The following is a 14,511-nucleotide window of genomic DNA, read 5'->3' as shown; positions in this document are numbered from 1 at the left end:
ATGCGTCTGTTTGATTTGAGTGGACAAACCGCCTTCGTCACCGGTGCCGGAAGCGGCATCGGTCAGGCCATCGCGATCGGGCTGGCTGAAGCCGGCGCCAACGTCGCGTGCTTCGACCTCCCCGGCAGTCGGGACATGTCCAGCACTATAGAAGGCATTCAGCGTCATGGCCGCAAAGCCCTGGCACTGGAAGGCTCGGTGACCTCGCCCGAGGAGCTGGAAGCGGCAGTTGCCCGCACCGAACAGGACCTGGGTGCGCTCAGCCTGGCGGTCAACGCCGCCGGGATCGCCAACGCCCAGCCTGCGGAAACACTGGAGTTGAGCCGCTGGCAGCAGATGCTCGACGTCAATCTGACCGGCATCATGCTCAGCTGTCAGGCGCAGGCTCGTGTGATGCTGCCGCGCCAGCGCGGGTCGATCATCAACATTGCCTCGATGTCCGGGATCATCGTCAACCGTGGCCTGTTGCAGGCTCATTACAACACTTCCAAAGCGGGGGTTATCCACCTGTCCAAAAGCCTGGCGATGGAATGGGCGCAGCGCGGTGTGCGGGTCAACAGCATCAGCCCCGGCTATACCGCCACGCCCATGAATACACGGCCCGAGGTCGCCGATCAGGTGAAGATTTTCGAGGAAACAACGCCGCTGGGCCGCATGGCCACGGTCGATGAAATGGTCGGGCCTGCCATCTTTCTCTCCAGTCAGGCGGCGTCTTTCTGCACCGGCATCGACCTGGTCGTGGACGGTGGATTCGTCTGCTGGTGAGCCGCGGCGCGTGAAACAGGCATCCCGAACCGAATCCACCCGCAAAGGAGCACAACCTTGAACAGTAAACGCTTCCACGCAGCCACCGTGGTCATTACCGGCGCATGCCGGGGCATCGGTGAAGGCATTGCAGAACGCTTCGCCCGAGAAGGCGCCAACCTGGTCATGGTGTCCAACGCCGACCGGATCAATGAAACGGCCCGACGAATCGTCGAACTGACCGGCGCTCAGGTACTGCCGGTGGTGGCCGATGTCACCAATGAACAGGAGGTGATCGACCTGTACGCCCAGGCACAGGCTCGCTTCGGCCGTGTCGACGTCTCGGTGCAGAACGCCGGGATCATCACCATCGACCATTTCGACCGCATGCCCCGTGCCGATTTCGACCGAGTGCTGCAGGTCAACACCACCGGCGTCTGGCTGTGTTGCCGCGAAGCCGCCAAACACATGATCAACAGCGGGCGTGGTGGTCGGCTGATCAACACCAGCTCCGGACAGGGTCGTCAGGGTTTCATCTACACGCCCCACTACGCCGCCAGCAAAATGGGCGTGATCGGCATCACCCACAGTCTGGCCCATGAGCTGGCGCCTCACGGCATCACGGTGAACGCCTTTTGCCCCGGCATCATCGAGAGTGAGATGTGGGAATACAACGACCGGGTCTGGGGGCAGATTCTGTCCACCCCCGATAAAACCTACGGCACTGGCGAACTGATGGCCGAATGGGTCGCCGGTATCCCGATGAAACGTGCCGGGACTGCCCGTGACGTTGCCGGACTGGTCACCTTTCTGGCCTCTGCGGATGCCGCCTACATTACCGGCCAGTCAATCAACGTCGACGGCGGTCTGATCATGTCCTGATCAAGCAAAGGGTTGCTTTTGCTTTGAGGCGAACTGCACCATAGTGCCTGCAAACTGGCTAAGTTGGATCCCGGATGAGAATGCTTGAGGAGCAGCGGCTCCTGACTAAGATTGCTTCGCTTTATTACGAAGACGGACTGAAGCAGTCCCAGATTTCACAGCAACTGGATCTGTCTCAATCGTTCGTGAGTCGGGCGCTCAATCGCGCGCTGAAAGAGGGAATCGTCAAGATTTCGGTGCAGCGTCCGCTGAATTTCCATCTCGATCTGGAACGTGAGCTGCAACAGCGCTACGGCGTCAGGCAGGTGATCGTCGTCGAGCCCACCAGCGAAGATGAAGACGCCCTCAAGCAGGCCATCGGCTCGGCGGCGGCGCATTACATCGAAACCACCCTTACCGAGAAAGACCGGATCGGCATCAGTTCATGGAGCTCGACCATTCGCGCGATGGTCGGCTATATGCACAGTTCCAAACAGAGTGCGGCCACTGAAGTGGTTCAGCTGCTGGGCGGTGTCGGTAACAAGGGCGCCTTCGAGGCCACATTGCTGACTCAGCAACTGGCGACGCTGCTGGGCTGCCCTTCCTATTTGCTTCCATCGCAGAGCATCGAGCAGTCGGTCGACAGCCGTCACCGTATTCTGCAATTGGATGAGGTCAGGGAAGTCGTCGAACGCTTCTCCAATCTGACCGTTGCAATTGTCGGCATTGGCGAGCTTGAACCGTCCAAGCTGCTGCGCAATAGCGGAAACTATCACGGCGAGCCCATGCTCAAGCTGCTGGCCGAACGCGGCGCGGTGGGTGATATCTGTCTGCGCTATTACGATGCGGACGGCAAGCCGGTGCTGCAGGACAGCGAGGAAGTGGTGGTTTCGGTGGACCTGGAACAGCTCCTGAACATAGAGCGCGTCATCGGTCTTGCCGGTGGCGAGCGCAAGGTCAACGCGATTCGCGGCGCCCTGCACGGCGGCTATCTGGATGTATTGATCACCGATCTTGCGACGGCCCGTTCACTCATCAGCTGAAGCGGTTCTCGCCCTCAGGAAGAACACCGGCTCTTTTGCCCCTTACCGCACGAGCGTCAGGACGTGCGGTTAAATAATTAGTCATTTGATCTTTTCCCGTCTTTCGGTGGAACCTCGGGCGCCTGTCTGACCAACAGGCCAATCCCCATAAATGCTCATCGCTGCGATTCATGCAGCCGATGAGTGACGTTCGCCTGTCCAAAACCGTGGAATCGCACCGAATGAGATCGCCTGCCTCTTGGAAAACATCGCGGGTTATCCCCGCACACGGCCTGTTTGGCTTGCTGGTTTTTGGACTGATGACAGTCAGCGGGCTACTGATGCCTGAGCTGTCCCACGCGGCAGACCTTCCGGACGGATTTGCCAAAAACGTCACAGGCGGTGGTGACGCAGCACCTGTACGCCCGACCACGCTCGTTGAGCTTCGAAAAGCGCTGTGCGGCTCATACGATAACCATGGCCATTGTTCCGACGACACGCCTCGTGTCATCGAGATCGATCATGCCTTCGACTTTCGTGGCAGCGTGATGATCAACGGCAGCCCCACAACCACCGAGATGGGGTGCGAGGTGAACCCGTGTCCTGCCGGGGGTGGACAGTTGGCAATCAACGGTTTCAATGGTTTCTGTCAAGACAGGAAAGCGGCCAGCGTGACCTATGACAACGCCGGTATGACACGCCTCAATGTCGGATCGAACAAAACGCTGATTGGAGTCGGCAGTCAGGCTGCCATCCAAGGCATCGCGGTGCACATCGGCGGAGGTGTCCACAACGTTATCGTTCGCAATCTGACGCTGTCCGATGTCAACCCTCAGACTGTATGGGCTGGCGATGCGCTCATCATCGAAAATACCGACGGCGTGTGGATCAGCAACAATACGTTCGCGCGCATCGGCAGACAGATGATCGCCACCGGCTGGATGTCTGCGTCTCATATCACCATTTCAGACAACGAGTTCGACGGTCGCACGCCCTACTCCGCGTCTTGCGACGGCCATCACTATTGGGTGTGGCTATTCCTGGGCGACCCGGACACCGTGACCGTGGCCAGGAACCTCATCCACGACACGTCCGGTCGGGGACCGCACGCGGGCGGCATGGCCAATGCCGACGTTACCGTGCAACTGGTCAATAACGTCTACTCCAACCTGAGTTATCAGGGCGCGATCATGCCGCGAACCTCTTACTCGCATCTGCTGGTGGAAGGCAATTATTTCGATCATGTCACGCATCCCTTCTACCTCGATGCCAAACAGCCCGGTACGGCATTCGCGCTGTTCGCGCCAGGCACCGAAGCCGAAAACGCCGCGTGTCAGGCCGCGATCGGCAGACCTTGCGTACCTAATCAACAGGAGTTCAGCGGCAACGACTACCGCCCTGAAGACCTCAATGCGCTTCAGGCCTTCAGCCAACACCTCGACTATCTGATTACGCCGTTGCCCGCAGACGTAGCGTTCAAACAGGTGCCCCAGACCGCAGGTGCAGGCAAGATCAGTGTGGCCGGCACCCAGGCTCAGCCGCTGCCCACTGGCCCTGCCAAGCAATGAGATGAGCTGATTTTCAGAAAAATATGAATTTTTCCGCCCCTGTTTTGCTCATATCAGCATGAGCAACGGTTCGATCCGCCGTTGCAGTGTTTTTGAATGTGATATGCAAGGCTGAGGGAACGAAAAATGGCTCAATCAGAGCAGTATGGGAAGCCTGCACAAGGGGAAGGTCTGGTGCTGGTCGTTGAAGACGAACAGACGATCCGTGACTTCGTCTGTGAAATCCTCGAGACGGACGTCGGACTGCGCACCAAGGCGGTGGAAAACGCCGACGAAGCAATGAAATACCTCCAGCAGAACATCAACAAGGTCGCCCTGCTGCTGACCGATGTCCGTATGCCGGGCAGTATGGACGGCATCGCGCTAGCCAACGTGGTGGGCTCGCAGTGGTCGCATATTCCGGTCGTGGTCATGTCCGGCCACGGTACGCCGGGCAGCGATCAGTTGAAGGATGACGTACTGTTCATTGCCAAGCCCTGGACCATCACGCAACTGGTCAACGGCATCATGGACAGCCTGGGCGCAGAAGGTATCGCTCAGGTCTCCATGGACGATCCCAACTGAGTCCTTCTGCCGCTATTGCGCGCAATGAAACCGGATTGCATTGCGCGCGACTTTAGCGGTTTGGCTGACTGGTACTACACCACGAAGCGTTTCGATACATTCATCCGCTTCTCGACCAACCGTCCCAGCAATTCGTCACGGCGTGTACGGTCTGCCTGCTCTTTCGCCAGCAACTCAGGCAATAGTTCGCCTGCCTGCTGCGCGCTCAGAATGAACACGCCGTCGTCGTCACCAATGGCCAGATCTCCAGGTTGTACCGTGACCTCGCCGATCCTGACCGGATGATTGAGCGCCCCGCTCTGCCCAATGCTGCGCGTGGTAACGGCGCTGATCCCGCGACTGAATACCGGCAGTCCATGCGCACGTAACGCCGCAACATCCGTGACGGAGCCCGACACCACCACACCTGCCAGTCCTTTGATCAGCCCCGCCAGTGTCCGCAACTCTCCCCAGCAGGCGCAATGGGCATCACCCGTGCATTCGACGACCAGTACGTCGCCGGGCTCGCTGTTGATCAAGGCGTCACGCAGGATGCTGCCATCGGGCAGATCCACTTTGACGGTGACCACATTGCCGACCATGCGCGCGCCTTCGAACACAGGCCTGAGGCCGGGCAGATAGCCCGCCTCGGTCACGTGACCGATGGTGGATGCTGAAATGTCCCGGTACTGATCAAGCACGTCCTGGCTGATGTGCTGCTGTCGCGGTGCGATTCGCTCATTCATCGGCATTTCTTTGGCCTCAATAACGGACAGGTCGAGCAGTACTCGACGGGATTGCTTGCGTCGTAATAAAAACAGCAGGTGCGTCGGAAACGGATGCTTTGCCCGGAAGGCAATGTCGTCGGTGGTCGCATGAAATGCTTCAGCGGGTTGTACTCCAGACCGAACAATGAAGGATCGGCGTGGTTCAACAGCCAGTCGAAATCGGCTTCGTAACGCGCACGAATGACGGGATCGTCGACCTTGGCCATGCGCTTCTCGTAGAGCGAGTACACCCGCACGGCAGTGTTTTCCCACAGGATGCGTCGGGAAATACCGCTCACCCGGTTGAAGGTTTCCCAGAGCGGTTTCAGCAATCCGGCGAACAGGGTCCGGACGATCGATTCACGCCAGATGTCCCGGTCTCCGGTTGCATAGCCAAAGGGAGCAACATTCAGCAGCGGCATGGACGACGTCCACAGGCCGTCATCGTGGGCGTACTCGATCACGCTATTGTCCAGCGACAAGGTCAGGCCCTTGTCGAATACTGACATCGAGTAAAGGCAGGCACCGGTGCCAAGAAAGGAGAACCGCTTGGCCAGCAGGGATGCCGTGATCGCCCGCGTCGGAGAGCCAATGACGGGACCCAGTGCATCCAGCAGATCGCTGCACACGGCCTCATCCAGCAGGTCCTGTGCGGGCAAGGATCTTGAGTCGCGAGCCTCTGCCGTTCTGAGCTGGAGCGGCCCGCAGAGCAAAGCCCACTCGGCGTCGCTGAAGGCTTGCCCAGCCGTCATTGCGGCAGTTCCCGGCCGAAGGGAATGCACAGCGGCGTGCCGAAAAACGGGTCGGGAATGATCCGGCAGTTCAGGTCGAACACCTGCTTGACCAGTGTTTCGCTGAGGATATCGGCAGGACGTCCCTGCGCGAATGCCGTGCGTTGGTGCACGGCAATCATGTAATCGGCGTAGCGGCAGGCCAGATTCAGATCGTGCAGAACCATGACGATGGTCTTGCCTTCCTGCCGGTTGAGGTCGCGCAGCAGGTCGAGCACTTCGATCTGATGGGCCAGGTCGAGAAAGGTGGTCGGCTCGTCCAGCAGCACCAGGTCGGTGTCCTGTGCCAGGGTCATGGCGATCCACGCGCGCTGACGCTGGCCGCCCGACAAGGCGTCCACCGGGCGCTCGGCCAAGGCGTGCATGCCGGTCTGCATCAGGGCCTTTTCGACCATGGCCTCATCCTGTGCGGACCATTGCTGCATCCAGTTCTGATACGGATAGCGGCCCAGCGCAACCAGTTGACGGACGCTGATGCCTTCAGGCGCGCTGGGCATCTGCGGCAGGATCGCCAGTTCACGTGCCACGGTGACCGTGGACTTGTGATGAATGTCAGCCCCATTGAGCACCACACTGCCTGCCTGAGGTTTCAGCAGTCGGGCCAGGGATTTGAGCAACGTGCTTTTGCCGCAACCGTTGCTGCCGATCAGCACCGTCACCTTGCCCGCAGGAAGCTGCAGGTCAAGGCTGTCGATGATGACCTGGCCCTGATAGCTCAGGGTCAGGTCACGGGTTGCAATGGACGCCATCCGAAATTCCTTAATGCCGCTGGTTGATCAAGAGATACAGAAAAAACGGCGTGCCCAGCACCGCGACAAAAATTCCTGCGGGCAGGTCCAGCGGCAGGAACAGCGTACGTCCGGCCAGATCGGCCAGCATCACCAGATTGGCGCCCATCAGCGCAGACATCAGCGCCTGTCCGGCGAACCCCGGCGGCACCAGACGCTTGGCGATGTGCGGCGCGATCAGGCCGACAAAGGCAATTGCCCCGCCCCAGGCCACGGCCAGACCGGCCAGCGCCACGCTGACCAGCAACAGCCCGGCGCGCAACCACTGCACACGCACACCGATACCCTGAGCCAGATCATCATCCAGCTGTTGCACCCGCACCTGTCGGGCGAGCAGCACCAGCAATGGCAGAACCACCACCAGCCAGCCTGCGAGCGCACGCGGCTCGGGCCAACTGGCACCATACACGCTGCCGGTCAGCCAGACGTAGGCCGACAAGGTGGTGGTCAACGGGCTGAACACCAGAATGAAGGTGGTGACGGCAGCCAGTAAAGCCGATACCCCGACGCCGATCAGCACCAGCCGCAGCGGCGAAGCCCCTTGATTCCAGGCCAGCAGATAGATGGCCAATGCTGCCAGACCGGCACCGCTGATGGCGGCAAGGGGCAGAAACTGCGCACCCAACGCTGCCGAGAAGAACGACAGGTAGATCACCGCTGCCGCGCTGGCACCGCTGGTGATGCCCAGCAGGTCAGGCGACGCCAGAGGATTGCGGATGATGCTCTGCAGGATCAGGCCGGACACGGCAAGCGCTGCGCCCACAAGCGCGGCCAGCGCCAGCCTTGGCATGCGCAGTTGCTCGACGATGAACACCAGACGCTGGTCTGCCTGCCCGAACAGTACGTCGAACAGTGTGGCAGGCGACAGGTTGACCTTGCCCAGCGCCAGTGAGCCCAGCATGACCAGTAAGGTGAAGGCCAGCGCCGCCAGCAATCGTGTCAGGCCAGCCAGACTGAAACGTCTGGAAAATCCGCGATAACGGAGCGTCAGGTGCTTATCCATAACGCACTCCCCGACGTGCCAGCGCAATGAAAAATGGCGCACCGAACAGCGCCGTCATTACACCGACCGGCACTTCCTGCGGCACGATCACTACCCGCGACAGCGTATCGGCGAGCAGCAAAAGCGTCGCACCCAGCAGCGCACAGCCCGGCAGCAGCCAGCGATGGTCGATGGACACCGTCTTGCGCACCATGTGCGGGACCAGCAGGCCGATGAAACCGATACTGCCCGCCAGCGCCACTGCGCTGCCCGCCAGGGCAATGATCACGATACTCATCAGCAAGCGGATGAGCCCGGTACGCTGGCCCAGAGCCGTGGCAATGGCTTCGCCGGTATTGAGCACATTGACCTGCCCTGCCAGCAGCAGCGCGGCGAGCAGGGCCAGCACCACACAGACCAGCATGGGCGCTGCGGTGCTCAGGTCGCGCTCCGACAGCGAACCCGCGAGCCAGAACAACACCGTGTCCAGACCGTCCTGATTGACCACCAGCAACGCCTGACTGAACGCGGTGAACAGCGCCGTGATAGCTGCTCCCGCCAGCACGATACGCAGCGGATTGAGGCTGCCCTGCCCCCGATTGCCGATCACCCAGACCAGACACCCCGCCACCGCCGCGCCGATGAAAGCGCACCACAGCCACTGACTCATCGACGTCAGGGTCAGCAACGACGAACAGGCAATGATCGAAAACGTCGCCCCGGCATTGATCCCGAACAGACCCGGAGACGCCAGCGGGTTGCGTGTCAGGGCCTGCATCAAGGCGCCGGCCACGGCCAGACTCGCACCCACGGCAATCGCCATCAGCGTACGGGTGAAGCGGCTGTCTAACAGGACATGTTGGGTCGCACTCAAGGCATCAGGCTGCCAGAGGCTGTTGACGATCGCCGCAGGCGAAATCCAGCTGGCCCCTGACGCAAGGCTCAACCCCATGCACACCATGAGCACCCACACGCCGATGCCCAGTCTCGTTCCTTGCTTCATGAAGAGCGGGTCCCGAGCGCGACCTTTGATATTTCGTCGAGCATCAGGTTGGCGCCCAGAATTCCGCCGGACAGGCTCCAGGCCACCGCATCGACGCGCCAGACCTGGCCGTCCTGCGGTGCTCGCAACTGTTTCCAGAACGGATGCTGCACCAGCTTTTCGTATGTGTTCTGCGCGGCCTTGCTGTCGCCACGCTGAAAGATAAAGAACAGGTCGGCATCGACCACAGGCAGACTCTCTTTACTGCTGAGTTTGAGGGAAACGCCCTGCGCTTCGCGGGCGGCGGGTGTCCAGTCGAAGCCCAGCTCGCTGAGCACGGAGCCGGCAAAACTGGCAGGCAGGTAACTGCGGATATGGTCCTCGCGGACATCGAGCACCGATACGGTGATGGGCCAGCGTCCGGCAAACCTCGCCTTCAGTTGTTCACGCAGCGTCGTCACACGTTGCTGCCATTGCCCGAGCAGCGCCATGGCCTGCTGCTGGCGATTCAGGGCCGCGCCCATCATCGCCAGGGTGCGCTTGAATTCGAACACCTCTTCCAGCATCACCAGAGGTGCAATCTGTTCGAGCAACGGCGCAATACGTTGATGACGAAAGCGCGAGGCCACGATCAGGTCCGGCTTGAGCAGCACAATGTCTTCCAGGCTCGGCTGGGTTTCCAGGCCCACATGGGGCACCGCCGCCAGCGCCGGGCGCAGGTAGCGGTACATGGGCTTTTCACTCCAGGAATCCACCACGCCACAGGGCGTGACGCCCAGCGCCACCGCTGTGTCGGAGGCGCCCTGAAACAGCGTGACCACCCGCAACGGCGCTGCCCGGGCAATGCCGGGCAGCGTCAATCCGGGTAACACCAACAGTCCCAGCGACAGGCGCAATACCTTGCGCCGCGATGGCCGATCAGGCTCGTCAGACCTCACGTCGCAACCTGTGGAACGGGTTGACCACCTGACCCTTGCCGAACGGCATGCTGCCCGGCCCGCCAGCACGCGCAATCATCGGCGTGAGCAGCAGTTTCTGTGGCCAGTTCGGTACTTCGAACAGTTGGTGCCGGAGCATGTTGCGGGCCTCCTCGTCGAATTCAATGGTGGTGATCAGGTAGTCCAGCACATCGCGCAATACGGTCCACAGCGCGGTGACCGGAATGTCGTAGACCTGCGCCAGGGTGTCCATGATTGCCCGGACGTTGACCTGAATACCCAGGGTCTGCAGCCAGAACAGCAGATCTTCGGGGCGCTCATGGTACAGGGTATTGGCATGACCTTTCTTCATGCGATACACCGGATCCTGCATGCCGTTGCGCTCAAGCCACGGCACGAAGATGCGCAGCGAGTCATGATCACGCAGCAACAGGCCCTGTGCCTGCCCGGCTTTCCAGACCAGTACCGCATTCTGACCGTGCACTTCGCCGAGCATGCCCAGGCGCAGCATGCGCAGGTTAATGTCGAAGAAGCTGTGGCTCAACTCCCGGAACAGCGTCAGCACCGAGGCCTGATTGCGTGGCAGCTCGCGATACGCCATCCACTCATCGAAGAAGTGCCGGTTGCTGCCCGGCAACGGCGTGCCCAGCGCGGCCATCGGCAGCAGACGGCATTCGGGATCGTCCAGCAGTGCTGCCGGATAACGGCGCAGCATCGCCGAAAGATGACGTGGGCCTTCGTCGAACAGGCTGGCGCCAGTCGGCATGAAGGCCCACCACGTGCGCTCGTCACACAGGTGCAGCGAGCGACCCAGTGTCTCGTCCTTCTCGACCACCTGACGCAACAAGGCTTCGCTCAGATTGCCATTGATCATCTTCACGGCTGGCAGATAACGTGACGCACCGAGCGAGTAGATCGCCATCGGCAGCTTCAGGTAATCGGCGCTGTCGAAGCACGGCGTCATCGAACGCAACGACGAGGTTGCAAATACCGACGCTTCCTGAAAGTCCAGTCGCAGGCAGTCGCCCTTGGCCAGCGCGTCACCCACTTGCGCCTCCAGCACGTGATCGAACTGCCAGGGATGAACCGGCAGCGCGACGTGACTGTGGGCAATGCCGCGGACCTGCATTTCCTGATCGAGCCGGGCCTGCAGGTCAGTGGGCAGCAGGTAACGGGCCGGGAAAGACGCCTTCAGGTCCGCGACGCCCTCGCCACATTGCAGCAGGGTCTTGTCCACCGCCACCCAGTTCAGCACCACCGGTTTGGCAAACTCGGCCTGATAGGCGCGGTACTGCTGCTCATCCAGGCCCTGCTTGGCTTTGGCCAGCGGATGGTAAGGACGGTCACGCAACGAGGCCCATTGCTCCATGGTACGGAAGAAGGTGTGACCGTCCTGGACCATCAGGTTCTGGTCGTCCACGTTGTGATCCAGCGACAGTGCGGTCTGCCAGACACTGATGCGCAGCACATCGAGGAACAGCGACAGGCCTTTTTCGTTGTCGGCAAAGCGCGTCGCCATGCCGGCGAACACCCACTTCATGAAGTCTTCGGGCGACAACTGCGTCCAACGCTCGCCCTGACGGCCCAGCACCGGCGTGCCGGGTACCTTCTCCCATTGCTGGGTGATACCGGGGCGCAACGCAATGCTGATGAAGCGTTGCTCGGCGGCATCGCAGTTCCAGTCCCAGACCTGTTGGCCGGCGCCTTTCCCGGACAGCGCCGGAGCCTGCGGGTGGCTCAGTTGCCATTGGGCGGTGTCCTGCAATGCCAGGTTTTCCTGGCCGAAAAAGTCTTCGGCCAGCAGGCAGTCGACCAGATCCTGCATCACCAGGTCTGCGGCATGTGAAGTGAAATTCATCGGATCAGTTTCCTTCTACAGAATGTTGAGTCAGGCGGGCTTGAAGCGCACGAAAGGCAATGCCGCGCTCATCCCCCAGAACAAAAGCGTTGACCCCGCGAGCCTGCCAGCGAGCAGCGTCGCCCGGCTGGCGGGGAATGGTGCAATAGGCAACGTCGGCGGCTTTGGCTGCCTGCCAGGTGTCGAGCAGTGCCTGCTGCACGACGGGGGTATCGATCTGCCAGGGCATGCCGAGCGACTGGGACAGATCCGCCGCGCCTTCGAGAATCATGTCCAGCCCCGGCACCGCAGCGATGTCGGCTGCGCGGCGCACGCCTTCGGCGCTCTCGATCATCGCCACCAGCATGATTTGCGCGTTCGCGGCTTCGACGTACTGCGCCAGGCTGTGCTTGCCGAACGAGCCAGGACGCCCGGCATTCAGGCTGCGGCGGCCCAGCGGGTGGTACTTGCAGGCCGCAATCGCTTCCGCCAGTTGTTCAGGGCTTTCGATCATGGGCAGCACGATGCCCTGCGCGCCGCCATCAAGCAGCCGCAGCAGGGTTTTCGGGTTCAGATCGGCGACCCGCACCAGGGGCGTGAGGTCGTAGCTTTCGGCCACGCGGATCATGTTCTCCACGGTTTCCGGGTTGATCAGCACGTGTTCCATGTCGATGATCACGAAGTCGAAACCGGCTTCGGCGATCAGTTCGATGGCGGCAGGCGCCGGGATCGAGCTGATCAGTCCGTACACCGGCTGGTGTCTGCCGAGCTTCTGCTTGAGCGTATTGGTCCTCAGCATCACTGCGGCCTGTAGGCATGCAGAGGGTTGGGCACAGGCCTGAAGCGGCGTTCGCCGTCGCCGAGCAGGCGACGTTTGGTGAGTTCCTCCACTTCGTAGGTCGGTGCAAATACGTCGAACAGGCCGAAACGGTCACGGTGTTGCGGATGAGCCTTTTGATACCCGAGGATCACATCGGCGGTCATCTGCCAGAACAGCGCTTCGTCCAGTTGGTACTGTTGGCGCAGGAAAATGGCCATTTCCGCGAGGCAGATAAAGAAGAAGCAATCACAGGAGAAGTCGCGCACAGCATTGACATCGTCAGTGACGATGAACGAGTTGCGGTTGAGCTTCGCGTGGCTGGCAGGCAGCGGCACCAGTTCCGGGCACAGTTCGGGGCGGCCCAGATGTGCCGGCGAATAGCGCACGCCGTCATGGAAGTCCTTGAGCGCAATGCGCTGCGGCCAGCCGTCTTTGGTGATCAGTACGATGTTCTGGCCGTGGGACTCCATGCCGATGCCCTCGGCATAGAGCATGTGAATGATCGGCGGCACAGTGACCTGCAACAATTGCCGGGTCCAGTTTTCCAGGCCGTACTGGCGCACCCATGCATCGATGAAAGGCGACTGCTCTCCATCACCGTAACGATTTTCCACATGGCTCAGCCCGTTGAACGGCACGGCCTGCTCATCATCCTTGAGGTACTGATGCAGGCTTTCACGCCAGATCGCACCCAGCGTGCCGTAGGTCTGCGCCGAGCGCGATTCCGCCAGATGGCGATAGTCGAAGCTGACCCCGGCCACTTCGCCCAGAATCACGAAACCGAGCTCCCGAGCCGTGCTGTCGGTGCTGATCAGGTGTTGCAGCCAGTCGGCAATGATCGGCCCGTTCAACACCGTATGCCGCGCCAGAATGCGCGTACTGGATGTGTTGGTCATGCTCATTGCCAGTTTGACGTACGGCTTCTTCGGATCGTTGGCATTGGCCAGTGTACGAATTGACTGCTGCGCCTTGTACTGGTCGCTGGAGGTGCCCAGGTAGATCAGTTCGCCGCGCGCCAGTTCCGGGAAGAAAGTCGATACGGTTACGTTGTCCCACTGCCACGGATGCACCGGCATGAGCTGATAGTCGTCGATGGACTTGCCCTGCGCGGCCAGCGTCTGGGCAAACGCTTGCCAGCGCTGTGTGCCGAGTTCGTCACGAACGAACTGTTGAATGTCCATCGCACGAACATGACCGACAGAGGCGCTGCTTTTCGCAACCGCAATCCAGACCACTTCAATCGGCGTGGCGAACTCCGGTCCGTACTTGACGTTGTCGGCCAGTGAAAAGCCGATGCGCGACTTGTAGCACGGGTGGTAGCTGTGGGCGTCCATGAAATGCTGTTCCAGAGCATCCACATCCAGTTGATGAGCGGGCTTTGCGGGCTTGTAGCTCTGATTGCGGGCTTGTAGGTCCTTGAGCTGGGTCTGCTCGATTTCCTGGATGAAGCGCGCCAGATGCGGGCTGTCCTGGAATGGGCTCAACAGCTCGGTCAGGGCCTGATGCAAGTCCGGTACGCTGCGTTTACCGTCCTTGTCGACACGTTCAAGACTGGCATGTTCAAGCCGGATCAGTTCGAAACTGCTGCTGAGCAGGCCGCTGCAGCGGTACTCGACAGGTGCCTGAGCCGAATCGGTTGCTGGCACCACAAACAAGTGCCGATGCTCATCCAGTGATACACAGGTGTAAGGCAGAGCGGCTTCATAAAGCAGCGTCTGCAGCAACTGACCGATCACGCGGCGCTGCACTTTTGTATAACGGCCCGCGTCGATATCCGCCAGCCAGTCGCCGGTTGCCGGGGCTTTGACGGATTTTGGTTCACGCGGCAAAGGGTTCAGCGGTAGAGGGGTTGCCATGTTCATACCTCA

At 60.8% G+C, this 14,511-nt stretch carries 14 protein-coding genes; 5 read left to right on the top strand and 9 right to left on the bottom strand.

What is annotated here, in order from left to right; all coding sequences use genetic code 11:
• The 5 genes from CFBP1590_RS13475 to CFBP1590_RS13455 all read left to right on the top strand — a co-directional run bounded on the left by CFBP1590_RS13475 (window position 1) and on the right by CFBP1590_RS13455 (window position 4,759).
• The gene (locus CFBP1590_RS13475) at window positions 1-765 is read left to right on the top strand and encodes an SDR family oxidoreductase (protein WP_029242666.1); all 765 of its coding nucleotides are present in this window, start codon (window positions 1-3) and stop codon (window positions 763-765) included.
• A 57-nt stretch (window positions 766-822) separates the two neighbouring features.
• The gene (locus CFBP1590_RS13470; protein WP_029242667.1) at window positions 823-1,626 is read left to right on the top strand and encodes an SDR family oxidoreductase; all 804 of its coding nucleotides are present in this window, start codon (window positions 823-825) and stop codon (window positions 1,624-1,626) included.
• Window positions 1,627-1,700: 74 nt separating this feature from the next.
• A complete protein-coding gene (locus tag CFBP1590_RS13465) occupies window positions 1,701-2,648 on the top strand; it encodes a sugar-binding transcriptional regulator (protein ID WP_025996231.1) in 948 nt (315 codons plus the stop codon).
• 320 nt (window positions 2,649-2,968) lie between these two features.
• Window positions 2,969-4,195, top strand: coding sequence for a pectate lyase family protein (locus tag CFBP1590_RS13460; RefSeq protein ID WP_231991846.1), 1,227 nt, complete (start codon window positions 2,969-2,971; stop codon window positions 4,193-4,195).
• Window positions 4,196-4,321: 126 nt separating this feature from the next.
• Window positions 4,322-4,759 carry a response regulator gene (locus tag CFBP1590_RS13455; protein ID WP_004882237.1) on the top strand — a complete coding sequence of 146 codons (438 nt, stop codon included), beginning with the start codon at window positions 4,322-4,324 and terminating at the stop codon, window positions 4,757-4,759.
• A 74-nt stretch (window positions 4,760-4,833) separates the two neighbouring features.
• On the opposite strand, the gene CFBP1590_RS13450 is transcribed toward CFBP1590_RS13455, so the two are convergent.
• Genes CFBP1590_RS13450 through CFBP1590_RS13410 form a run of 9 tightly spaced genes read right to left on the bottom strand, consistent with a single transcriptional unit; the run spans window position 4,834 to window position 14,499 of the window.
• Window positions 4,834-5,490 carry an RraA family protein gene (locus CFBP1590_RS13450; protein ID WP_043303547.1) on the bottom strand — a complete coding sequence of 219 codons (657 nt, stop codon included), beginning with the start codon at window positions 5,488-5,490 and terminating at the stop codon, window positions 4,834-4,836.
• Window positions 5,481-6,257, bottom strand: a complete 777-nt coding sequence (locus tag CFBP1590_RS13445) for an IucA/IucC family C-terminal-domain containing protein (RefSeq protein ID WP_058432870.1) — start codon at window positions 6,255-6,257, stop codon at window positions 5,481-5,483. The genes CFBP1590_RS13450 and CFBP1590_RS13445 overlap by 10 nt, the downstream gene beginning before the upstream one ends.
• Window positions 6,254-7,045, bottom strand: a complete 792-nt coding sequence (locus CFBP1590_RS13440; RefSeq protein WP_088235233.1) for an ABC transporter ATP-binding protein — start codon at window positions 7,043-7,045, stop codon at window positions 6,254-6,256. The genes CFBP1590_RS13445 and CFBP1590_RS13440 overlap by 4 nt, the downstream gene beginning before the upstream one ends.
• A gap of 10 nt (window positions 7,046-7,055) precedes the next feature.
• The gene (locus CFBP1590_RS13435; protein WP_088235232.1) at window positions 7,056-8,087 is read right to left on the bottom strand and encodes a FecCD family ABC transporter permease; all 1,032 of its coding nucleotides are present in this window, start codon (window positions 8,085-8,087) and stop codon (window positions 7,056-7,058) included.
• The gene (locus CFBP1590_RS13430) at window positions 8,080-9,069 is read right to left on the bottom strand and encodes a FecCD family ABC transporter permease (RefSeq protein ID WP_088235231.1); all 990 of its coding nucleotides are present in this window, start codon (window positions 9,067-9,069) and stop codon (window positions 8,080-8,082) included. The genes CFBP1590_RS13435 and CFBP1590_RS13430 overlap by 8 nt, the downstream gene beginning before the upstream one ends.
• Entirely contained in the window at window positions 9,066-9,986 is a 921-nt protein-coding gene (locus tag CFBP1590_RS13425; protein WP_088235230.1) for an ABC transporter substrate-binding protein, read from the bottom strand. The genes CFBP1590_RS13430 and CFBP1590_RS13425 overlap by 4 nt, the downstream gene beginning before the upstream one ends.
• A complete protein-coding gene (locus CFBP1590_RS13420) occupies window positions 9,976-11,844 on the bottom strand; it encodes an IucA/IucC family protein (RefSeq protein ID WP_088235229.1) in 1,869 nt (622 codons plus the stop codon). The genes CFBP1590_RS13425 and CFBP1590_RS13420 overlap by 11 nt, the downstream gene beginning before the upstream one ends.
• Window positions 11,845-11,848: 4 nt before the next feature.
• Entirely contained in the window at window positions 11,849-12,622 is a 774-nt protein-coding gene (locus CFBP1590_RS13415; RefSeq protein ID WP_167383092.1) for an HpcH/HpaI aldolase family protein, read from the bottom strand.
• Complete coding sequence (locus CFBP1590_RS13410) at window positions 12,622-14,499, bottom strand: IucA/IucC family protein (protein ID WP_088235227.1); 1,878 nt, start codon at window positions 14,497-14,499, stop codon at window positions 12,622-12,624. Before CFBP1590_RS13410 ends, CFBP1590_RS13415 begins: the two co-directional genes overlap by 1 nt.
• Between the last annotated feature and the right edge of the window lie 12 nt (window positions 14,500-14,511).

Source organism: Pseudomonas viridiflava (assembly GCF_900184295.1).
GTDB classification, from domain to species: Bacteria; Pseudomonadota; Gammaproteobacteria; order Pseudomonadales; family Pseudomonadaceae; genus Aquipseudomonas; species Aquipseudomonas viridiflava.
Note: the sequence above shows the minus strand (reverse complement) of the source record. Positions and strands in the feature narration are given on the sequence as shown.